This is a genomic window from Streptomyces luomodiensis, from assembly GCF_031679605.1.
Classification (GTDB): Bacteria; Actinomycetota; Actinomycetes; order Streptomycetales; family Streptomycetaceae; genus Streptomyces; species Streptomyces luomodiensis.
The window spans coordinates 6,280,933-6,301,596 of sequence record NZ_CP117522.1 but is presented as its reverse complement, the minus strand read 5'-3'; the positions used below and the strand labels follow the sequence as shown (position 1 = coordinate 6,301,596).

At 70.4% G+C, this 20,664-nt stretch carries 18 protein-coding genes; 8 read left to right on the top strand and 10 right to left on the bottom strand.

Translation table 11 applies throughout. The annotated features are described in order from the left end of the window. The first annotated feature begins 1 nt into the window (after position 1). The gene (locus tag PS467_RS26555) at positions 2-1,978 is read left to right on the top strand and encodes a fumarate reductase/succinate dehydrogenase flavoprotein subunit (protein WP_311037350.1); all 1,977 of its coding nucleotides are present in this window, start codon (positions 2-4) and stop codon (positions 1,976-1,978) included. Continuing rightward, complete coding sequence (locus PS467_RS26550; RefSeq protein WP_311037349.1) at positions 1,975-2,745, top strand: succinate dehydrogenase/fumarate reductase iron-sulfur subunit; 771 nt, start codon at positions 1,975-1,977, stop codon at positions 2,743-2,745. The genes PS467_RS26555 and PS467_RS26550 overlap by 4 nt, the downstream gene beginning before the upstream one ends. A 239-nt stretch (positions 2,746-2,984) precedes the next feature. Here the strand turns inward: PS467_RS26550 and PS467_RS26545 are convergent, their stop codons facing one another. From PS467_RS26545 to PS467_RS26525, 5 genes are all read right to left on the bottom strand, one after another. Then, positions 2,985-5,687, bottom strand: a complete 2,703-nt coding sequence (locus PS467_RS26545; RefSeq protein WP_311037348.1) for a SpoIIE family protein phosphatase — start codon at positions 5,685-5,687, stop codon at positions 2,985-2,987. A gap of 247 nt (positions 5,688-5,934) precedes the next feature. Beyond that, positions 5,935-6,432: a (deoxy)nucleoside triphosphate pyrophosphohydrolase gene (locus tag PS467_RS26540; RefSeq protein ID WP_311037347.1), complete on the bottom strand. Its 498-nt coding sequence runs from the start codon at positions 6,430-6,432 to the stop codon at positions 5,935-5,937. A gap of 186 nt (positions 6,433-6,618) precedes the next feature. Then, on the bottom strand, positions 6,619-6,804 hold the full coding sequence (locus tag PS467_RS26535; RefSeq protein WP_014054660.1) for an SPOR domain-containing protein: 186 nt from the start codon (positions 6,802-6,804) through the stop codon (positions 6,619-6,621). Positions 6,805-6,936: 132 nt separating this feature from the next. Then, on the bottom strand, positions 6,937-8,673 hold the full coding sequence (locus PS467_RS26530; protein WP_432280634.1) for an APC family permease: 1,737 nt from the start codon (positions 8,671-8,673) through the stop codon (positions 6,937-6,939). Positions 8,674-8,889: 216 nt separating this feature from the next. Then, positions 8,890-9,642: a GntR family transcriptional regulator gene (locus PS467_RS26525; RefSeq protein WP_311037345.1), complete on the bottom strand. Its 753-nt coding sequence runs from the start codon at positions 9,640-9,642 to the stop codon at positions 8,890-8,892. Positions 9,643-9,990: 348 nt separating this feature from the next. On the opposite strand from PS467_RS26525, the gene PS467_RS26520 reads away from it, so the two are divergent. Continuing rightward, complete coding sequence (locus PS467_RS26520) at positions 9,991-11,466, top strand: M1 family metallopeptidase (RefSeq protein WP_311037344.1); 1,476 nt, start codon at positions 9,991-9,993, stop codon at positions 11,464-11,466. A gap of 95 nt (positions 11,467-11,561) precedes the next feature. Here PS467_RS26520 and PS467_RS26515 read toward each other — a convergent pair whose 3' ends face one another. After that, complete coding sequence (locus PS467_RS26515; protein WP_268974195.1) at positions 11,562-12,188, bottom strand: NADPH-dependent F420 reductase; 627 nt, start codon at positions 12,186-12,188, stop codon at positions 11,562-11,564. A gap of 451 nt (positions 12,189-12,639) precedes the next feature. On the opposite strand from PS467_RS26515, the gene PS467_RS26510 reads away from it, so the two are divergent. The 3 genes from PS467_RS26510 to PS467_RS26500 all read left to right on the top strand — a co-directional run bounded on the left by PS467_RS26510 (position 12,640) and on the right by PS467_RS26500 (position 15,082). After that, positions 12,640-12,843 (top strand): cold-shock protein, encoded by a 204-nt coding sequence (locus PS467_RS26510; protein ID WP_311037343.1) that lies wholly within the window; start codon positions 12,640-12,642, stop codon positions 12,841-12,843. A 268-nt stretch (positions 12,844-13,111) separates the two neighbouring features. Further along, a complete protein-coding gene (locus tag PS467_RS26505; protein ID WP_311037342.1) occupies positions 13,112-14,635 on the top strand; it encodes a DEAD/DEAH box helicase in 1,524 nt (507 codons plus the stop codon). A gap of 138 nt (positions 14,636-14,773) precedes the next feature. Continuing rightward, positions 14,774-15,082 carry an SCO5918 family protein gene (locus PS467_RS26500; protein WP_311037341.1) on the top strand — a complete coding sequence of 103 codons (309 nt, stop codon included), beginning with the start codon at positions 14,774-14,776 and terminating at the stop codon, positions 15,080-15,082. Positions 15,083-15,214: 132 nt separating this feature from the next. Here the strand turns inward: PS467_RS26500 and PS467_RS26495 are convergent, their stop codons facing one another. After that, positions 15,215-15,595 carry a GvpU-like protein gene (locus PS467_RS26495; RefSeq protein ID WP_311037340.1) on the bottom strand — a complete coding sequence of 127 codons (381 nt, stop codon included), beginning with the start codon at positions 15,593-15,595 and terminating at the stop codon, positions 15,215-15,217. 590 nt (positions 15,596-16,185) lie between these two features. Here PS467_RS26495 and PS467_RS26490 point away from each other — a divergent pair. Further along, positions 16,186-16,524, top strand: a complete 339-nt coding sequence (locus PS467_RS26490; protein ID WP_268974190.1) for a helix-turn-helix domain-containing protein — start codon at positions 16,186-16,188, stop codon at positions 16,522-16,524. Positions 16,525-16,948: 424 nt separating this feature from the next. Here the strand turns inward: PS467_RS26490 and ychF are convergent, their stop codons facing one another. Further along, on the bottom strand, positions 16,949-18,037 hold the full coding sequence (ychF, locus tag PS467_RS26485) for a redox-regulated ATPase YchF (protein WP_311037339.1): 1,089 nt from the start codon (positions 18,035-18,037) through the stop codon (positions 16,949-16,951). A gap of 186 nt (positions 18,038-18,223) precedes the next feature. On the opposite strand from ychF, the gene PS467_RS26480 reads away from it, so the two are divergent. Continuing rightward, positions 18,224-18,898 (top strand): DUF6542 domain-containing protein, encoded by a 675-nt coding sequence (locus tag PS467_RS26480; protein ID WP_311037338.1) that lies wholly within the window; start codon positions 18,224-18,226, stop codon positions 18,896-18,898. Here the strand turns inward: PS467_RS26480 and ppgK are convergent. Further along, positions 18,804-19,595 (bottom strand): polyphosphate--glucose phosphotransferase, encoded by a 792-nt coding sequence (ppgK, locus tag PS467_RS26475; protein WP_311037337.1) that lies wholly within the window; start codon positions 19,593-19,595, stop codon positions 18,804-18,806. The genes PS467_RS26480 and ppgK overlap by 95 nt on opposite strands. After that, a complete protein-coding gene (locus PS467_RS26470) occupies positions 19,592-20,620 on the bottom strand; it encodes a 4-hydroxy-3-methylbut-2-enyl diphosphate reductase (protein WP_311037336.1) in 1,029 nt (342 codons plus the stop codon). Before PS467_RS26470 ends, ppgK begins: the two co-directional genes overlap by 4 nt. Between the last annotated feature and the right edge of the window lie 44 nt (positions 20,621-20,664).

Below are 20,664 nucleotides of genomic sequence, written 5' to 3'. Positions count from 1 at the left end.
GATGACGCAAGTCGAGCGGCAGGCGTGGGACGTGGTCGTGATCGGCGCGGGCGGCGCCGGGCTGCGGGCCGCGATCGAGGCCCGCGAGCAGGGCATGCGCTGCGCCGTCATCTGCAAGTCGCTGTTCGGCAAGGCCCATACGGTGATGGCCGAGGGCGGCATCGCGGCCAGCATGGGCAACGTCAACGAGCGCGACAACTGGCAGGTGCACTTCCGCGACACCATGCGCGGGGGCAAGTTCCTCAACCACTGGCGGATGGCCGAGCTGCACGCCCAGGAGGCCCCGGACCGGGTCTGGGAGCTGGAGACCTGGGGCGCGCTCTTCGACCGCACCCCGGAGGGGAAGATCTCCCAGCGGAACTTCGGCGGCCATGAGTACCCCCGTCTCGCCCATGTCGGGGACCGCACCGGGCTGGAGCTGATCCGCACCCTCCAGCAGAAGATCGTCTCCCTCCAGCAGGAGGACAAGGCCGCGACCGGCGACTACGAGGCCCGGCTGAAGGTCTTCCAGGAGTGCACGGTCACCCGGATCATCAAGGACGGCGACCGGGTCGCCGGGGTCTTCGGCTACGAGCGCGAGTCCGGCCGGTTCTTCGCCCTGGAGGCCCCGGCGGTGGTGCTGGCCACCGGCGGTATCGGCAAGTCCTTCAAGGTCACCTCGAACTCCTGGGAGTACACCGGCGACGGCCACGCGCTGGCCCTGCTCGCGGGCGCCTCGCTGATCAACATGGAGTTCGTGCAGTTCCATCCCACCGGTATGGTCTGGCCGCCCTCGGTCAAGGGCATCCTGGTCACCGAGTCGGTGCGCGGCGACGGCGGGGTGCTGCGCAACAGCGAGGGCAAGCGGTTCATGTTCGACTACATCCCGGACGTCTTCAAGGAGAAGTACGCCCAGTCCGAGGACGAGGCCGACCGCTGGTACGAGGACCCGGACCACAACCGCCGCCCGCCCGAGCTGCTCCCCCGCGACGAGGTGGCCCGCGCCATCAACGCCGAGGTGAAGGCGGGCCGGGGCTCCCCGCACGGCGGGGTCTTCCTCGACGTCTCCACCCGGATGTCCGCCGAGGTGATCAAGCGGCGGCTGCCCTCGATGCACCACCAGTTCAAGGAGCTCGCGGACGTCGACATCACCGCCGAGCCCATGGAGGTGGGCCCCACCTGTCACTACGTGATGGGCGGGGTGGACGTCGACCCGGACACCGCGGCCGCGGCCGGGGTGCCCGGACTGTTCGCCGCGGGCGAGGTCGCGGGCGGTATGCACGGCTCCAACCGGCTCGGCGGCAACTCCCTCTCCGACCTGCTGGTCTTCGGGCGCCGCGCCGGGCTCCACGCGGCCCGGTACGCCCAACAGGTCGCGGCCTCCGGCGCCCGCCCGGTGCCGGACGAGGCCCAGCTGGACCTGGCGGCGGCCGAGGCGCTGCGCCCGTTCAGCGCCGAGGCCGGCGAGCCGGGGGAGGCGGGGGAACCGACGGAGGCTGTCGCGGGGCCGTCCGCGCCGCCGGAGAACCCGTACACCCTCCACCAGCAGCTCCAGCAGTCGATGAACGACCTGGTGGGGATCATCAGGAGGGCCGAGGAGATGGAGGAGGCGCTGCACCGGCTGGCCGATCTGCGGGTCCGGGCGCACCGCGCCGGGGTCGAGGGGCACCGGCAGTTCAACCCCGGCTGGCACCTGGCCATCGATCTGCGCAACATGCTGCTGGTCAGCGAGTGCGTGGCGCGCGCCGCGCTGGAGCGGACGGAGAGCCGTGGCGGGCACACCCGCGACGACTGTCCGGAGATGGACCGCGCATGGCGGCGGCTCAATCTGGTCTGCCGGCTCTCCGACCCCTCGGGCGGTCTGGCGGCACCCGACACCGGACGCGGCCAGATCCGGCTGGAGCGGCGTGAGACGCCGCCCATCCGGCCCGATCTGCTGAACCTGTTCGAAAAGGAAGAGCTGGTGAAGTACCTGACGGACGAGGAGCTGACCCAGTGAGCGCGTATGAGGCCCACTTCCGGGTGTGGCGGGGCGACCGGGACGGCGGCGGTCTGAAGGACTTCCACGTCGAGGTCAACGAGGGCGAGGTCGTCCTCGACATCGTCCACCGGCTCCAGGCGACCCAGGCCCCCGATCTGGCGGTCCGCTGGAACTGCAAGGCGGGCAAGTGCGGGTCGTGCAGCGCCGAGGTCAACGGCCGGCCCCGGCTGCTGTGCATGACCCGGATGTCGGTGTTCGACCAGGACGAGACGATCACCATCACCCCGCTGCGCGCCTTCCCGGTGGTGCGGGACCTGGTGACGGACGTGTCCTTCAACTACGCCAAGGCCCGTGAGGTGCCGTCCTTCGTACCACCGGAGGGGCTGGGGCCGGGCGAGTACCGGATGTGGCAGGAGGACGTGGGGCGCTCGCAGGAGTTCCGCAAGTGCATCGAATGCTTCCTGTGCCAGGACACCTGCCATGTGGTGCGCGACTTCGAGGAGAACAAGGAGGCGTTCGCAGGGCCGCGCTTCCTGATGCGGGTCGCGGAGCTGGACATGCACCCGCTGGACGCGGCGGCCGACACCGGCCTCGACCGCAAGCGCGCCGCCCAGGAGGAGCACGGTCTGGGCTACTGCAACATCACCAAGTGCTGTACGGAGGTCTGCCCCGAACAGATCAAGATCACCGACAACGCCCTGATCCCGCTCAAGGAGCGGGCGGTGGACCGTAAGTACGATCCGCTGGTCTGGCTCGGCAACAAGATCCGCCGTCGCGGGCAGTAGCCGCCGGGGCGGTGACGTCCCTCGTCATGTCGCGGGCCCGCCGACGGCGGCCCGCCGCCCGAGCCGACCCGCGGCGCGCGACGGGAGGGTCCCGCGCGGGCCGGCGCGTCGGCCGGAGGGGGCCGGTCGTCGCGGACGAAGGGCCGGCGAAGCAGGGTGACGGCGGGGCCCGCCATGGGTGGGTCCGGCCAGGTGAAGCAGGGTGACGGCGGGCCCGCCATGGATGGCTCCGCCCGTCGTCACCACAGGCTGAGCAGCGCCTCCACCGAGTCCGGTCCCGAGGACTGGCCGTCCGGGAGGGCCAGCTCGAACCAGACGGTCTTGCCGAGCGGGGTCCGCCGGCTTCCCCAGCCCGCGCTGAGCAGCCCGACCAGCTGAAGTCCGCGCCCGCCCTCGTCGGTGTCCCGGGCGCGCCGCCGCCGGGGCTGGACCAGACCGCCGTCCCAGACCTCGCACACCAGCGTGCGGTCCAGCAGCAGCCGCAGCCGGATCTCGCCCTCGCCGTACCGCAGGGCGTTCGTCACCAGCTCGCTGACCAGGAGCTCGGTGGTGTCCACCAGTTCGTCCAGCCCCCAGGACTCCAGCTGCTCACGGGCCAGTTCGCGGGCCCGGCCCACCGACCGCGGGGCGCTGGGGAGGCGCCAGTCGCCGACCGACTCGGCCGACAGGCCCTGCACCCGGGCCATCAGCAGGGCGATGTCGTCCTCGCCGTGGTGGGTGTCGAGGGTGCTCAGGACGTGGTCGCAGACGTCCTCGAGGGACCTGGCCACGGCCTTCCCGCCGCCGGCGCGGTCCGAGGTGTCGAGGGCCGCGCGCAGGGCGAGGAGCCCCTCGTCGAGGGTGTGGTCGCGGGATTCCACCAGACCGTCGGTGTAGAGGGCCAGCAGCGCGCCGTCGGGCAGCTCGACCTCGATCTCCTCGAACGGCTCGCCGCCGACGCCGAGCGGCATGCCCGGCGGGACCTCCATCAGCAGGGCGCCCTCCCCGGGTTCGACGAGGACGGGGGGCGGATGTCCGGCGTTGGCGAAGGTACAGCGGCGGGTGACCGGGTCGTAGACGGCGTAGACGCAGGTGGCGAGGTAGACCTCGGACAGGTCCGAGGAGTCGTCGGCGGCCGTGCCGCCACGGGCGAGGGCGCGCGAGCCCGACCGCGCGCCGGCGTGCGAGCCGCCCGGTGTGCCCAGGCCGCGGGCGATCTCGTCGAGCGCGGAGAGCACCTCGGCGGGCTCCAGGTCGAGCAGGGCGAGGGTGCGTACGGCGGTGCGCAGCTCGCCCATGGCGACGGCGGCGCGCAGCCCCCGCCCCATGACGTCGCCGACCACCAGCGCGGTGCGGTGACCGGGCAGCTCGATCACGTCGAACCAGTCGCCGCCCACCTCGGTCGCCGCGTTCCCCGGCAGATAGCGGCAGGCGATGTCGAGCCCGGCGGCCTCCGGGTCGCCGGGCGGGAGCAGGCTGCGCTGGAGTATCAGCGCGCGCTCGTGTTCTCTGCGGTAGAGCCGGGCGTTGTCGATGCTGACGGCGGCGCGGGCGGCCAGCTCGACGGCGAGCGCGCGGTCCCGTTCGCCGAACGGCTCGCTGCCCTTGGCACGGGAGAACTGGGCCAGGCCGACCACGGTGTCGCGGGCGACCATCGGCACCAGGAGGGTGGACTGGAGCAAGGCGCCGAGCTCCAGGCCCTCGCTGCCGTCCCGGCCGGGGACGACCCGGACCTGGGCGGTGCGCAGGGCGTGGGCGCACAGCGAGTTGAAGGGGTAGCGGTGCACCTCGCCGACCTGGATCGGCTTGCGGTCGTCCACGGTGTCGGCGCGACAGATGTCGCCGAAGGCCACCGGGCCGTCGGAGACCGCGCTGGCGAAGGCGACGCGGCGCAGCTCGGCGCTGCCGTCGGCGAGTCCGGGCGGGGTCTCGTCACCGGAGAGCAGCCCCTGGTAGAGGTCGACGGAGGCCAGGTCGCAGAACTGCGGCACGGCCACGTCCAGCAGTTCGCGGGCGGTGGTCTCCAGGTCGAGCGAGGTGCCTATTCGGGCCCCGGCCTCGTTCAGCAGCGCCAGATTGCGCCGTACGCCCGCGGCCTCCTGTTCGGCACGGCGGCGGCCGGTGACATCGGTGGCGAGTCCGGCCACGCCGATGGGGCGGCCGGAGCCGCTGTGCAGCCGGTAGAGCGACACCGACCAGCGGCGCCGGTCGGGGCTGCCCGGCACCTGGCCCACGATCGGCATATCGGTCAGCGACTGCCCGCTGTCCAGGACCTGGCGCAGGGCGGCGGTCAGCCGGTCGGCCTCACCGCGCGGCAGCAGATCGTACGGGGTCGTACCGCGGTACTGGTCGGTGGGGCGGCCGAAAACCTTCGCAAAGCGCTCGTTGACGCGGAGCATCCGCAGATCGGTGCCGAAGAGGAAGAAGCCAAGCGGAGATTGACCGAAAACGGCCTGTGAAGAAGCAAGATCGGTTTCCAGTCCGCGCAACGCGCTGACGTCGACCGCGATACAGAGCGCGCCCCGCTCCCCGAGCGCGTCCTTGGCGGGCATCACATAGACCTCGGCGATGCCCTGTCCGTTCGGCGCCTTGGGGTTGTGGTAGGGGACCAGCCCGGTCCACTCCCGGCCATCCAGGATGTCGGCCACCGCGCGATGGCCGGGCTCCTGCAACTGGGGCGGTACGAACGCCTCCACCGGGTCCTTGCCGATGGCCTGCCGCGCCGTCAGCCCGAGCAGCTCCGAGGCCCGTTCGCTCCACTGCGCGATCCGGCCGTCGGGTCCCAGCGCGAACGAGGCGACCCGGATGTAGTCATAGATCGAGCCGGGCGGGCTGCTCTGCCACATCGACGACATCGGCGACATGAGCGGCATATCCGGCACCGACGGCCCCTGTGACACTGGCGACACCTGCGAACCAACCGTCTCCTCGGGCATTTCAGCCCCCGCTGGCTTCTCGCTCATGCGCCCGTCCCCTCCGGCTCAGGTGCTCCGACCGGCTACAGATAGCCGAGTATCCAGCACTTCGGCCATCCGGAGTACGGTCTTCACGATCACAGCACTATCTCAGCCCGCCATCGGTTTCCGTCCCGGCTTTTGGCGAAGCGCTCATGATCAGCGCTCCACCTCACTCCTAACCGGGCGGAGGCGGCTCGAACCCCATGGATTTCCCAGTTCGCGACCTGGGGGGGCGCCCCGCGCGGGACCGGCCTCACGGCGTACGCGGACCAGCACCCCCGCCGCCACCAGCGGCTTCGCCGGCCCCGGTACCGCCGGTGGTCTGTGCGGCTGCGGTACCCCCGACGGCCTCCGCGGCGTCGGCGCGCAGCCGGCGGACCGCCTCCGCCACCGCGGGGCGGTCCTCGTCCAGCCAGTCCACCTCGTCCACCCGGTCCGGGGGGAGCCAGCGCAGCTCGTCGTGGTCCTCCAGCGGGCGCGGTTCGCCGGAGCGCAGGGCCGCGGTCCACACCCGCAGCACATAGCCGGGCTTCAGGGCCCACTCCCCCGGCAGCGGTTCGAGCGGCTCGACCTCGACCCCGAGCTCCTCGCGCAGTTCGCGGACGAGCGTCTGCTGCGGGGTCTCCCCGGGCTCGGCCTTGCCGCCGGGCAGCTCCCAGCGGCCCGCGAGATCGGGCGGGGCGCTGCGCCGCGCGGCCAGCAGCCGCCCCCGGTCGAACACCGCTCCACCCACCACCACACGCACGCTCATGCGCCGCACCCTAGCCCCTGCCGCAGATCCGGTCCGCCCCGAAGGACACCGGAGCCCCGGGGCGGGCGCCCCGGGGCTCATGGTGACGTGCGTCGTCGTACGGCTGTCCGGACCGTCGGGCTGTCCGGACCGTCGGGCTGACCGGACCGGCTAGCTGACCGAACCCGGGCTGACCGGACCGGCCGGCTAACCGGACTGACGGGACGCGGCGGTCCGCTCGACCACGTACAGCTGCTCCTGGCCCTGTCCCTCGAGTCGGTCGGCCACCTCCTGGGCCTCCGTCCTCGTGGCGTAGCGCCCGACGCGGTAGCGGTTGCCGTTGGTGTCCTGGCGGATGACGAGCCAGGGCAGCACAGCGTTCCCGTCACTCATCTCCCCGCCCCCTCCGCTGTGGCGCGCTCGGGCGTACGCCCACGCGACACCATTAAGGAATTCCCGATCCGCATATGCCCGAGCCTACGCCCTACCTTCACGCAGCGGATACGTGTTCTTACCAGGAGGCACTCATCCGGCCATGTCTCCGGCGCGCGCTTCGGTCTTCGGCTGGTCGTCGCCATCGCCGTCCGCGCCGTCCTCGCCCGGCTCACCGGCCGGGGCGGCGCCCAGTTCGCGCTCGGTCTCCAGCAGCGTCGGATTGCGCCAGGCGCTGCGGATGCCCCAGGCGTAGAAGGCCAGCCCGATCAGGGCGACGATCAGGATGTCCCAGCCCTCCGGCAGATAGCCGCGGCCACCGAACTCCTTGCCGCCGGCCCATGACACAGCCGCCATGACCAGCAGATACGCGACCATCCAGACACCGGCGGCCAGATGCGGCCGCAGCTGCGCCCACGGCTTGCGCAGTTCGTACCAGGCCCAGACCGGCAGCCCGATCGCCATGATCAGGATGACCTTGCCGGTGAGCGGCCAGCGGGCCCAGTACAGGACGAGCGAGCCGAAGACCATCGCGATCGGCGCGATCACCGGCATCGCGCGCAGCTTGACCGGCCGCGGCAGATCCGGGGAGAGGCGGCGCAGCGACATCACGGCGACCGGACCGGTGATGTACGAGATCACGGTGGCGACGGAGACGATCTCGGCCAGCGAGCCCCAGCCGCGGAAGACCGCGAGGAAGGCGAAGGCGATCACCAGGTTGAGCACCAGCGCCGGGCGCGGGATACCGGTCTTGGGGTCGACCTTGCCGAAGATCCCCGGCAGATGGCCGTTCTCCTGGACACCCTGGATCATGCGGGAGGTGGTGGCCGCGTAGATCATGCCGGTGCCGGAGGGGGAGATGAAGGCGTCGGCGTACAGCAGCATCGCCAGCCAGTTCAGGCCCCAGGCCAGGGACAGGTCGGCGAGCGGGGAGTTGAAGGAGAGCCCGTCCCAGCCGCCGTGCTGCAGATCGGCGGCGGGGACGGCGGTCAGGAAGGCGATCTGGAGCGCGACGTAGATGACCAGCGCGATGAGGATCGAGCTGATGACGGCCTTGGGCAGCGACTTCCCCGGCTCACGGGCCTCGCCCGCCATGTTCAGCGGCGACTGGAAGCCGTTGTAGGCCCAGACGATGCCGGAGACGGCGACCGCGGTGAACACGGCGTTCCAGCCGTTGGGGGTGAAGCCGCCGTTGTCGGTGATATTGCCGGTGTCGAAGTGCGACAGCAGCAGCGCGCCGGCGGTCAGGGTCGGCACGACCACCTTGAAGACGGTGATCGCGGTGTTCGTCTTCGCAAAGAGGGTGATCGCGAACCAGTTGAGGAAGAAGTAGACGAGCAGCAGCACGGACGCGAGCGCGACACCGCTGCCGGTCAGCTCCTTCCCGTCGTACAGCCCCTCGGCCCAGCCGAAGTCCCAGGAACTCATGTACTGCACGGAGGCGGTGGCCTCACCGGGGATCACCGAGACGATGGCGATCCAGTTGGCCCAGGCGGCCAGATACCCGGCGAGCGAGCCGTGGGAGTACTGGCCGTACCGGACCATGCCCCCGGCCTTGGGGAACATCGAGCCCAGCTCGGAGTAGGTGAGGGCGATGGTCAGGGCGACGGCGGCGCCGATCACCCAGGCCAGGATGGCGGCGGGCCCGGCCAGCGCGGCGGCGCGCGCGGCGCCGAAGAGCCAGCCGGAGCCGATGATCGACCCGAGACCCACAGCGGTGAGGGCCACCGGTCCGAGTGACCTTCGATAATGCGAGTGGGAACCCTGCTCCGTGCTCAAGTTCCTGGCACTCCCTTCGCCCCCCTGACGACCGGACACAAACCGATCCATCGTAAAAGCGAAATGGACGATCGATTTCCGGTAACCCCTTTCACCGGCGTCGATGTGACGTTCGCAACACGAAACGCGGGAACCGCGCTTACGTGTGGGTAACCGGGACCGTACGCACGGTGCCCTACGCACCGTGGGAAGCACCGTGGGAAGCGGCGTGGGCGGTAACAGCGGGTGCGGCGCCGCAGCGGCCGCATGAGGCCGTCCGTGCGGTGATCACCTCACGGGCAACCGGTAAGAGATCCGATAGCGCTCGGCGAGCACCACGAGATCGGCCGTCTCCACCGGACGCCCGCCCGCGTAGTACGTACGCGAGGTGACCAGCACCCAGTGGCCCGGCACCCCGCCGAGCGCCAGCACCTCCTCGGCCCGGCCGGGCCGCGCGCCGACCTCCTCCGCCACGTTGTCCACCACCAGGTCGAGGGCGGCCATCCGGTCGACCACCCCGCGCCCGGCCAGCGGGCCCTCCTCGGGCAGCATCACCGGCGTGCGCCCGGTGACCGCGAGCGGCTCCCAGGAGGTGGAGAGCATCACCGCCTCGCCGTGCGAGCGGAACACATAGCGGGTGCGCATCACCCGCTCCCCCGCCTCGATCCCCAGCCGCCCGGCGGTCTCCGGCCCGGCCTCCTCCTGCGCGCTGTCGGCGTCCCAGGTGCCGGTGATCCGTTCATCGGCCTGCTCCTGGCGGAAGGGCGTGGTCTCACCGGCGGCGTGGAACCCACCGCGGACGACCCGGCGCGGCACGGGCTGCGCCCGCACATACGTACCGGACCCGGAGCGCCCCTCGACCAGCCCCTCGGCCATCAGCACCTTGCGGGCCTCCAGGGCGACGGTGTCGGAGACCCCGTACTCCTCCCGGATCCTGGCCTGTGAGGGGAGACGCGCATGCGGCGGCAGCTCACCCGCGGCGATCTTCTTCCGCAGATCGTCGGCGACGCGGAGGTATGCGGGCTGGTCACCAAAGGCCACGTGCACTCCCTGGGTTGACAGTCAGCAACAGCTTGACAACTCGTTGTTGTCAATTGCAACTGAAGGCCAGGGCTTCGCTGGAAGTAGTGAACTCAGCTCAGAGACGTTTAACTTGACCAAAACGGGGTGGGCTGCCCGGCGCCCGGCAACCCACCCACCTTCCCGGCCGCGACGCCGCGCAGATGCCCGCCGAACGTCTCCAGCGGCGGCTAACCTCCAATAACCTCCAAACTGGCCATCACCGACGCAAGGAACCGAGATGGACGACGAACCGCTGTCGGAGTGGGCGGAGCGGCGTCCGGGCGCCGGGCGGCACCGCACACCACCAGCGCCCGAGCCGGAGCGGGGATGACCAGGCCAACCGGGGCGGGCGCGTCCGTTCGCCACCGCTCAGGCGCCCTGCCGGGCAGGCTGCCGGCGCTGCTCGGCGGGCTGCTGCTGCTCGCGCTGTGCGCGGGCTGCACGGGAGGTGCCGGGGCGCAGGACGACGTCCATGGGGCGACCGCCGCCCGGCCGGGCTCGGCGGGGGTCGGCGACGCGCTCTTCCCCCGGCTCGGCAACGGCGGCTACGACGTGCGGGGCTACCGGCTCGCCCTCGACTACACGCCCACCTCCCACCGGCTCGAGGGCACCGCCCGGATCACCGCCCGCGCCACCCGCGCCCTGAGCTCCTTCCACCTCGACCTCGACGGGCTGCGGGTGCGGAAGGCCACGGTGAACGGCCGCCCCGCCCAGGCCGCCCGCAGCGGCACCGAATTGATCCTCACCCCCGCCACGGCCCTCCCCAAGGGCCGCACCTTCACCACCACCGTCGTCTACGACGGCGAGCCGAAGACCCTCACGGGCGAGGACGGCGCGCAGGAGGGCTGGCTCCGCACCCACGACGGCGCCGTGGCCCTCGGCGAGCCGACCGGCTCCATGACCTGGTTCCCCGGCAACCACCACCCCTCCGACAAGGCCACCTACGACATCGCCGTCACCGTGCCCAAGGGCTACACCGCCGTGTCCAACGGCGAGCTGAAGCGCCAGGAGACGCAAGGAGACCGCACCACCTTCCGGTGGCACACCGGCGAGCCCATGGCCGGCTATCTGGCCACCGTCGCCATCGGCCGCTTCGACGTCAGCGCCACGGCCGCCCACGGCACGGCGCTGCCCCGGTACGTCGCCGTGGACCCCGTCGAGGGCGTCAGCACGGCGCACATCGGCGACCAGGTCGGCGACGTCATCGCCTGGGAGAGCCGCACCTTCCGCAGCCCGTACCCCTTCTCCTCCACCGGCGCGATCGTCGACCACCTCCCCGGCCTCGGCTACGCCCTGGAGACCCAGACCAAGCCGTACTTCGACGCCGCCCCGGACGGGACGCTCGTCGTGCACGAGCTGGCCCACCAGTGGTTCGGCAACTCGGTCACCCCCCGGACCTGGAAGGACATGTGGCTCAACGAGGGCTTCGCCACCTACGCCGAGTGGCTGTGGGAGGAGGACCACGGGGGCCGCACCGCCCAGCAGATCTTCGACGACTTCTACACCGGCAGCGACGCCGAGAGCGACGGCATCTGGGCCTTCCCGCCCGCCGATCCCCCGAGCGTCGCCGGCGTCTCCGGCCCGCCCGTCTACGGCCGCGGCGCGATGGCGTTGCACAAGCTCCGCCGGACCGTGGGCGACACGGCCTTCTTCACCATCCTCCGCACCTGGCTCACGGACCACCGGCACGGCAACGCGGACACCAAACAGTTCACCGACCTGTGCGAACGGATCTCCGGCAAGGATCTGACCCGCCTCTTCGACGTCTGGCTGTACGGCGCGGGCAAGCCGGAGAAGCCCTGACCCGACGCCGGAAGAAGCGACCACCCCCGGCCGCCCGGAGCCGCTACGGGTCAAGGGGGAACTGAGCAAGCTCGCCCCGAAGCGGAACAGCTGAATCAGGCGACGTGCAGCAGGGCGCTGGTCTCGGCGGACGACATCTCGGTGGCGTAGACGCGGCTGCCCGGCTGGTGCTTGCGGCCGCCCTCGCCCAGATGTCCGGCGTCCACGGGGTCGAAGCCGATGTCGCGGATCAGCCCGGCCACCGCGGCCTTGGCCTCCTCGTCGTTGCCGGACAGCGGGATGGCCACCCGGTCGGCAGCGCCCTTGGGGCGGGCGTGGTCGCGCAGGTTCTCCCAGTAGATCGCGTTGAACGCCTTGACCAGGTTGGCGCCGGTGTGGGCCTGGATCTTCTCGCTCGAGGTGGTGGCGTCGCCGTCGAGATCCGGGTCGTGCCCGTCCCGCTCGGGGTAGTAGTTGCAGGTGTCGATGACGACCTTGCCGCGCAGCGGCTCGGTCGGCAGCTCCCGGTAGCGGCCGTAGGGGATGGACACGACCACCGCCTCGCCGAACCGGGCCGCCTCCTCGGCGGTCATCGCGCGGATCGGGCCGCCGATGTCGGCCACCAGGCCGGCCAGGGTGTCGGGGCCGCGGGAGTTGGCGATCGCCACTTCGTAGCCGATCGAGGCGAAGTGGCGGGCCAGGGTCGAGCCGATACGGCCCGCTCCGATGATTCCTATGCGCACGGCGTTGTTCCCCTCCTTGTCCGCGGGTGGGCCATCAGCCGGGTTACCCGCGTCCCGCGGGTCATGCATACGTTCAGCGACGGCGGGCCTGGGACTGCTCCGAGACGAGGCACCGCCGATACGCCACGGCCGGCCGTCAACCGGTCGAGCAGGTGTTCCGGGCGGACCCATATCTGTGGTCGCGAAGTGAGAAATCGCCGCAGCGCGCGATGAGTATTTCTGAGACAACAACGGAGCGTAATGGCTTACCGCGCGTAGCCGAATGTGCCGTGCTACTGTTGATCCCAGTTGCAGTTGTGGTTCCCAAGACTTCAAGCGCCCTCACTGGCTTTCCATGCCAATGGGAGTTCTTTTGTATTTCCGGTCATTTCCCGGACGGGGCAATCATCGCGGCGACGCGGAGTCCGCACAGTGCGGGACTCCGGACACTGCCCCGAAGGAGATATGACACATGACTACTGGCACCGTGAAGTGGTTCAACGCGGAAAAGGGTTTCGGCTTCATCGAGCAGGACGGTGGCGGCGCTGACGTGTTCGCCCACTACTCGAACATCGCCACCCAAGGTTTCCGCGAGCTCCTGGAAGGCCAGAAGGTGAGCTTCGACATCGCCCAGGGCAAGAAGGGCCCGACGGCCGAGAACATCGTTCCCGCCTGATCCTGACGCGCATAGTTCGCAGCTGGGGCCCGCACTTTGGGTGCGGGCCCCGAGCCGTTGCACCGCATGGCGCGGTCCCCCCATCACGCCACACTCGACGCGTCGGCCTCCCCGGCCCGCTTCGCGTCACCTTTTCAGCGCCCCAACCCGTGAGTATTCCGCTCCGGCCGAATCCGCTGTCGCATTTCATGGCCCGTTCTTGCGATTCTCTGCGCTGCTCAGCACCGCTGGAATTCCTTGATGCGTGCCGCATCGAGGAAGGTTCCGCATGAACCGCACACGTACGAACGACCGATTCACCCGTGACCATGCCCGTACCGGCAGTTCGGGTTCCCGAAAGGGCGGCAGCCGCTTGGCGACTACGGTTTCCAAACGCTCCGGCACTCCGAGCCGTTCACGCGGTTACGGGGACCGCCCCGCCGCACCGCGGGGGGAGTTCGCCGTGCCAATAACGATCAGCCCCGCGCTCCCCGCCGTCGAGGCGTTCGCTGATCTCGAGATGCCCCGGCAGTTGCTGGCCGCGCTCATCGCCGAAGGCGTGACCGCACCGTTTCCGATCCAGGCGGCGACCCTGCCGAACTCCCTCGCGGGTCGTGACGTACTCGGCCGCGGGCGCACCGGTTCCGGCAAGACCCTCGCCTTCGGCCTGGCGCTGCTGGCCCGTACGGCCGGCCGGCGAGCCGAGCCCCGGCAGCCGCTGGCGCTGGTGCTGGTGCCCACCCGGGAGCTGGCACAGCAGGTCGCCGATGCGCTCACTCCGTACGCCCGCTCCGTGCAGCTGCGGCTGGCCACGGTGGTCGGTGGGATGTCGATCGGCAAGCAGGCCGGTGCGCTGCGTGGCGGGGCGGAGGTCGTCGTCGCGACGCCTGGCCGGCTGAAGGACCTCGTCAAGCGGGGCGACTGCCGCCTGGACCAGGTCGGCATCACCGTCCTGGACGAAGCCGACCAGATGACCGACATGGGCTTCATGCCGCAGGTCACAGCACTGCTGGAGCAGGTACGCCCGGAGGGGCAACGGATGCTGTTCTCAGCCACCTTGGACCGCAACGTCGACCTTCTGGTCCGCCGGTACCTGATCGACCCGGTGGTCCACTCCATTGACCCGTCCGCGGCTGCGGTCACCACGATGGAGCACCACGTACTGCATGTGCACGGCACGGACAAGCATCAGGTGACCACGGAGATCGCGGCGCGCGAGGGCCGAGTGATCATGTTCCTGGACACCAAGCGTGCCGTCGACCAGCTCACCAGGCACCTGCTGGAGAGCGGGGTACGGGCCGCCGCACTGCACGGTGGAAAGTCGCAGCCGCAGCGTACCCGGACCCTGGCCCAGTTCAAGACGGGGCATGTGACGGTCCTGGTGGCGACCAATGTCGCGGCACGCGGTATCCATGTCGACAACCTCGACCTGGTGGTCAACGTGGACCCGCCCAGTGACCACAAGGACTACCTTCACCGGGGAGGCCGCACGGCCCGCGCCGGCGAGTCCGGTCTCGTCGTCACCCTGGTGACGCCCAGCCAGCGCCGCGGCACGACCCGTCTCATGTCGGACGCCGGAATCCGCCCTCGGACCACCCAGGTCCGCTCGGGTGAAGCGGAACTGAACCGCATCACCGGTGCGCGGGCTCCGTCGGGCATCCCGGTCGTCCTCACGGCACCGGTGGACAAGCGCTCCGAGCGCGGCGCCCCCGCGTCTCGCGGTCGGCGCAGCCGTACCACTGCGGACCGTCCGACCGGCCGTGCGGCGCGCCGCACGGCTCAGCGGCAGTCGGCCCCCGACGCGGCAGCCTAGAACGTTCGCGATCGGGCTCCTGCCCATTCCCGGTACCGGCGGCCCGGCCCTGCCCGGCCTCGACGAGCAGGGCCGGGCCGTGGGCGTTCAAGCCCTCTCCCCCGGTCAGACCCTCTCCCTCCTACCTATGAGGCACCCATGCGCTGCATCATCGCCCGTTTCCCGTTCGACCTGACCAAAAGTGGAGTGCTGGCGTCGATGAAGGGCGTCACACCCGAACTCGTCACGGGTGAGTCCGTGATCATCGGCCGCCGCCAGTACCCGGTGAAGCAGGTGGGCGAGGTCATCACCGGGCAGGACCGTCGTGACTTCACCGCCGGCGAAGTCACCAGGGCCATGACCCGCCTCGGCTTCGTGTGCCGCGCCCTCCCCGACACCTCCCCCACGCGCGGCCTCACTCCGCTGGAGGAAGCGTCGGCTCAGCTCGGCACCCCCGCGCCCAGGTAACCGGCGGGACAGGCGGAAGCCGGGACCAGAACGGCATTGAGGGCTCGACCGGCACGCTCCGGTCGAGCCCTCAACGGGTTCAGCGTCCGGTCGGCACCGCAGCGCCTCCCGGGCCGGCCGGGGGTTCGTGACTCATGAGTCGGAGTAGCTGAAGTCGCCAACGGTCCAGCCGCTGACGTCCTTGATCGCAACACGGTACATCCCGCCCGTCTCGGGGATGCCCATGCTGCCTTGCAGGATCCGGGCGACGTGGAAGTGCAGATGCGTGGGCGGCTCGCCGCGGGCAGGCCGGTCCTGATCCTGCGGCTCATCGTGGGTGAAGACGCCGGAGAAGGGACCGAGGCGGTCCGAGTCCCTCAGGATCTCGGACACACGCTGCCTCCACACGGCTTCGGGAGCCAACCGTCCGGTGATGACAGCGCCGCCGGTGACCACGGTCAGGGACATCTGATTGCTCTGCTCGGATTCCACCATGGCGGCCACGTCAACGAGCAGTTCGTCAGCGTTCGACATAAGAGCCGATTTTATTCGCCTGCCCGGCCGGCTGGGCCCCACTGAACGCAGCGGTGAACGTGCCAACGTCTCTGGCCGAGGTGCCGCAGGGGTTGCCTAGGGTCCCCACAGGTCAAAACCTATGCTCGCCAGAGTAGACTTTCGTCAGTTACCTGGCTACGATTTCTCCCGTAGACAGAGTCAAGCGAGACCCGGCAGACACGAACTGGCGGGTAGAACAACATGAAGTTCGCAGGTCGGTGCGGCTGCGCAGTCGCGAAGCCAGGTCGTTCCCAGCCAGGAAGGCGACGGGACGGCAGCCGCACCGGGCACGCACCCAGCAGTGGATGACTCAGCGAAGAACGGAGGAAGCGGACGCCATCAGGATCCCCCGGGCACGGAGAACCGGTCCGGGTACCGCAAGACCTTGGAATGGAAGGTGGTCCCCGGTCACGCATCCACGATCCCCGCGGTCCCGCCCTTCCCGGGCGGCGTAGCGGAAAACAGAAGGTCGGCACAGCAGTAGGGCCGACAGATGGTGTTGAATTTCCTTCGGGGCCCTGGTGCATACGGCACCAGGGCCCCTCGACGCGTTGCTCAACGAGGTGAGAATGACGGCAGACAATCCGCTCAGTGGTCGTCTGGACGACGACGACTACCCCGCCTACACCATGGGACGGGCAGCAGAGATGCTCGGCACCACGCCCGGCTTTCTCCGCGCCATCGGTGAGGCCCGTCTCATCACCCCGCTCCGCTCGGAGGGCGGGCACCGCCGGTACTCCCGCTACCAGCTGCGGATCGCCGCCCGCGCCCGCGAACTCGTCGACCAGGGCATGCCGATCGAGGCCGCCTGCCGCATCGTCATCCTCGAGGACCAGCTCGAAGAAGCTCAGCGCATCAACGCGGAGTTCCGCCGCGCCGCAGCCGAACAGCACGACGACTCTCAGTGAGCCCGTCCGGGTACAGCCGGCCGGCTGGAGCACGGAAGCGGAGTCCGACAGCGCTGGTCCGTCTCGGCGAAACGGCTCGTTGTCGCCTCTCCTGGCTGCGTCCGGCGTAGCCCGCGTTGAGCACCTGGGTGACCCGCACATGCTGGAGGGAGCCATCGGGGAGCTCGAAGGTGAGCGAGGGCTGGGCTGGCTGTGAGGGCTGCGGCGGCTGCGTGGTCGCCGCAAGGCGGGCCCGTGGTCTACCCGGGCCGCCGTCGACAAGGCATACGCGGACCAGTCCGCCGATGCTCAGCCACAGGTCGACGAAACGGCGTAGCCGCTCCCCCACGCACTGACCGACGTCAGCACGCTGCGGACCGTGTGCGGACCGCAAAGGCCGCCCGACCCACTCCGCCGCAGGTCAGACGGCCTTGCCCCGGACGTATCAGACGTTGAAGCGGAACTCCACCACGTCGCCGTCCCGCATCACGTAGTCCTTGCCCTCCATCCGGGCCTTGCCCGCCGCGCGGGCCTCGGCGACCGAGCCGGTTTCGACGAGGTCCTCGAAGGAGATGACCTCGGCCTTGATGAAGCCCTTCTGGAAGTCGGTGTGGATCACACCGGCCGCCTCCGGGGCCGTGGCGCCCTTCTTGATGGTCCAGGCGCGGGATTCCTTGGGGCCGGCCGTGAGGTAGGTCTGGAGGCCCAGGGTGTCGAAGCCGACGTGGGCGAGGGTGGCGAGGCCGGGTTCGTCCTGGCCGACGGACTGGAGGAGTTCGAGGGCCTCCTCGTCGTCCAGCTCGGCGAGGTCGGCCTCGAGCTTGGCGTTGAGGAAGATCGCCTCGGCGGGGGCGACGAGGGCGCGCTGCTCGGCCTTGAAGGACTCGTCGGTCAGCTCCTCCTCGTCGACGTTGAACACGTAGAGGAAGGGCTTGGTGGTGAGCAGGTGCAGCTCGTGCAGGAGGGCGGCGCGCTCGCTGCCCTGGACGATGCCGGCGGAGAAGAGGGTGCGGCCCTCCTCGAGGATGGCCTTGGCCTCCTCGACGGCCTTGACCTGGGGCTGCTTGTCCTTCTTGATCCGGGACTCCTTGACCAGGCGCGGCAGCACCTTCTCGATGGTCTGGAGGTCGGCGAGGATCAGCTCGGTGTTGATCGTCTCGATGTCGCTCTTCGGCGAGATCCTGCCGTCGACGTGGACGACGTTCTCGTCCTTGAAGGCGCGGATGACCTGGCAGATCGCATCGGACTCGCGGATGTTCGCCAGGAACTTGTTGCCCAGGCCCTCGCCCTCCGAGGCGCCCTTGACGATGCCCGCGATGTCGACGAAGTCGACGGTGGCGGGCAGCTTGCGGGCCGAGCCGAAGAGCTCGACGAGCTTGTCCAGGCGGGGGTCCGGGACGCCGACCACACCGACGTTGGGCTCGATGGTGGCGAACGGGTAGTTGGCCGCCAGCACGTCGTTCTTGGTCAGGGCGTTGAACAGGGTCGACTTGCCGACATTCGGCAGACCGACGATTCCGATCGTGAGCGACACGTTGGCGACTTCCCGTAGCGAGAATGTGAGGACGGATGACGAGCCCCGGTGGGGCCGGTCCACCAGTCTACGGGGCCGTCCCCGATCACCCGGCCGGGCCGACAATCCGTCGAACACACTGCCAAGGTCCTGCGAAGGGCGTGTCCAAGACCGGATTCCTGTCCTCCGGCCACCTACGTTGGTCAGGTGGAGCATTACAGGACGCGTACGCCCCGCCGGGCAGCGGCCCCGTCGCCCCGCCCGGCCGCGGACGATACGTATACGGGCCGGGGCAGGAGGACGGAGCGGAGCCGTGGGCGCCCCGGCGGCGCGCCGAGGGCCCCGCGGCAGGCGGCGGCACGGCGGCCGGGGCCGTCCGGCCGCCGTGCCGCCGGGCCGGCCGCCGCGCTGCGCCGGGCCCGAGGGCTGTCCCTGCCGAGCCCCCGGCTGACCGGGCTGGGCGCGGGGCTGCTGACCACGCTCGCGATGTTCGTCCTCGGCTGCCTCGACGCGCTGCTGTGCTCCGGCTCCCCCACCGTCTACAGCGTGCTCTTCCTGCCGGTGTGCGTGGCCTGCGGGCTGTGGGTGCGCCCCGCCGATCTGCTGGCGGGGCCGGTGACGGTGCCGCTGGCCTACACGGTCGGACTGCTGCCGATCAACGAGGGTTCGGCGGGGTTCGGCGGACAGGCGGTAGGGGTGTTCACCGCGCTGTCCTTGCAGGCCGGCTGGCTCTACACGGGAACGCTGCTGACCGCCGTGATCGTGCTCGTACGGCGGGTGGTGCTGATCACCCGGCGTCGCCAGCAGCAGCGGCCGCGGCCATCGCGGCACCCACGATCCCCGCGTTGTTCTGTAGCCGCGCCGGGACGATCTCGGCCCTGACGCCCTCGATCAGCGGCAGGAACTTGTGCGCCTTACGGCTCACCCCGCCGCCCAGCACGAAGAGCTCCGGCGAGAAGAGCATCTCCAGATGCTGGAGATACTTGCGCACCCGGCGCGCCCAGTGCGACCAGCTGAGGTCCTCGTCCTCCTTGACCTTGGTCGAGGCCCGCTTCTCCGCCTCGTGGCCGTCCAGCTCCAGATGGCCCAGCTCGGTGTTGGGGACCAGCTGCCCGTCGGTGAAGACCGCGCTGCCGATGCCGGTGCCCAGGGTGAGCACGATCACGGTGCCCTTGACGCCGCGGGCCGCGCCGAAGGCCACCTCCGCGACCCCGGCCGCGTCCGCGTCGTTCAGCACCGTGACGGGACAGCCCAGTCGCCCGCCGAGCCGCGACGCCAGATCGGTGCCGATCCAGCCCTTGTCGACATTGGCGGCGGTAAGGGTGACGCCGTTGCGCACCACACCCGGGAAGGTCACCCCGACCGGCAGCCCGGACCAGTCGAAATGCCGGACGACCTCCACCACTCCGTCCAGGACCGCGTCGGGCGTGGCCGGATGCGGGGTGAGCACCTTACGGCGCTCCTCCGCGAGCTCGCCCCGGCCCAGGTCCACCGGGGCGCCCTTGATGCCCGAACCACCGATGTCGACGCCGAACACCTTCGCCGCGAACGCCCCGGTGCCCCCCTGTCCGTCCGTCACCGCCGCGGCCCCTCCGGCCGGCCCGCGCCCGCCGCGCCCGTCGCGACCGCCGCGGCGGCCTCGGCCCGCAGGTCCCGGCGCAGCTCCTTGGGCAGCGAGAAGGTCAGGGACTCCTGCATGGGCTGGACGACCTCGACATCGCCGAAGCCGCGCTCGGCCAGCCACTCCAGGACGCCCTCGACGAGCACGTCCGGCACCGAGGCGCCGGAGGTCACGCCGACCGTGCTGACGCCCTCCAGCCATGCCTCGTCGATCTCGCTCGCGTAGTCGACCAGATGGCCGGCCTTGGCGCCCGCGCCGAGGGCGACCTCCACCAGCCGCACCGAGTTGGAGGAGTTCTTGGAGCCGACGACGATGACCAGGTCGGACTCGGCCGCCACCTGCTTGATCGCGGTCTGGCGGTTCTGGGTCGCGTAGCAGATGTCGTCGCTGGGCGGGCTGATGAGCTTCGGGAAGCGCTCCTTGAGCGCGTCCACGGTCTCCATGGTCTCGTCGACCGAGAGGGTGGTCTGGGAGAGCCAGACGACCTTGGACTCGTCGCGCACCTCGACGTTCTTCACATCGTCGGGGCCGTCGACCAGGGTGATGTGGTCCGGGGCCTCGCCGCTGGTGCCGATGACCTCCTCATGGCCCTCATGACCGATCAGGAGGATGTCGTAGTCCTCCTTGGCGAACCGGACTGCTTCCTTGTGGACCTTGGTGACCAGCGGACAGGTGGCGTCGATCGTGGCCAGCTTCCGCTGGGCGGCCTCCTCATGGACGACCGGCGCGACACCGTGCGCGGAGAAGATCACGATCGAGCCCTCGGGCACCTCCTCCGTCTCGTCGACGAAGATGGCGCCCTTCTTCTCCAGCGTCTGGACGACGTACTTGTTGTGGACGATCTCCTTGCGCACGTAGATCGGCGCGCCGTACTGCTCCAGGGCCTTTTCGACAGCGATCACGGCACGGTCGACACCGGCACAGTAGCCACGGGGGGCCGCGAGCAGGACCCGGCGGGCGGAGGTTGCAGTCATGTCCCCCATGGTAGGGGCGATGACCCGGGGGTCTGTCGGTATCGGCCGATACC

What these genes read in the sequence shown, in the direction of transcription:
- PS467_RS26510 (WP_311037343.1), top strand. Translation starts at nt 12,640, where the DNA reads ATGACTACTGGCACCGTGAAGTGGTTCAACGCGGAAAAGGGTTTCGGC.
- PS467_RS26500 (WP_311037341.1), top strand. Translation starts at nt 14,774, where the DNA reads ATGCGCTGCATCATCGCCCGTTTCCCGTTCGACCTGACCAAAAGTGGA.
- PS467_RS26555 (WP_311037350.1), top strand. Translation starts at nt 2, where the DNA reads ATGACGCAAGTCGAGCGGCAGGCGTGGGACGTGGTCGTGATCGGCGCG.
- PS467_RS26540 (WP_311037347.1), bottom strand. Translation starts at nt 6,432, where the DNA reads ATGAGCGTGCGTGTGGTGGTGGGTGGAGCGGTGTTCGACCGGGGGCGG.
- PS467_RS26505 (WP_311037342.1), top strand. Translation starts at nt 13,112, where the DNA reads ATGAACCGCACACGTACGAACGACCGATTCACCCGTGACCATGCCCGT.
- PS467_RS26490 (WP_268974190.1), top strand. Translation starts at nt 16,186, where the DNA reads ATGACGGCAGACAATCCGCTCAGTGGTCGTCTGGACGACGACGACTAC.
- PS467_RS26495 (WP_311037340.1), bottom strand. Translation starts at nt 15,595, where the DNA reads ATGTCGAACGCTGACGAACTGCTCGTTGACGTGGCCGCCATGGTGGAA.
- PS467_RS26530 (WP_432280634.1), bottom strand. Translation starts at nt 8,673, where the DNA reads ATGGATCGGTTTGTGTCCGGTCGTCAGGGGGGCGAAGGGAGTGCCAGG.
- PS467_RS26535 (WP_014054660.1), bottom strand. Translation starts at nt 6,804, where the DNA reads ATGAGTGACGGGAACGCTGTGCTGCCCTGGCTCGTCATCCGCCAGGAC.
- PS467_RS26545 (WP_311037348.1), bottom strand. Translation starts at nt 5,687, where the DNA reads ATGAGCGAGAAGCCAGCGGGGGCTGAAATGCCCGAGGAGACGGTTGGT.
- PS467_RS26520 (WP_311037344.1), top strand. Translation starts at nt 9,991, where the DNA reads ATGACCAGGCCAACCGGGGCGGGCGCGTCCGTTCGCCACCGCTCAGGC.
- PS467_RS26470 (WP_311037336.1), bottom strand. Translation starts at nt 20,620, where the DNA reads ATGGGGGACATGACTGCAACCTCCGCCCGCCGGGTCCTGCTCGCGGCC.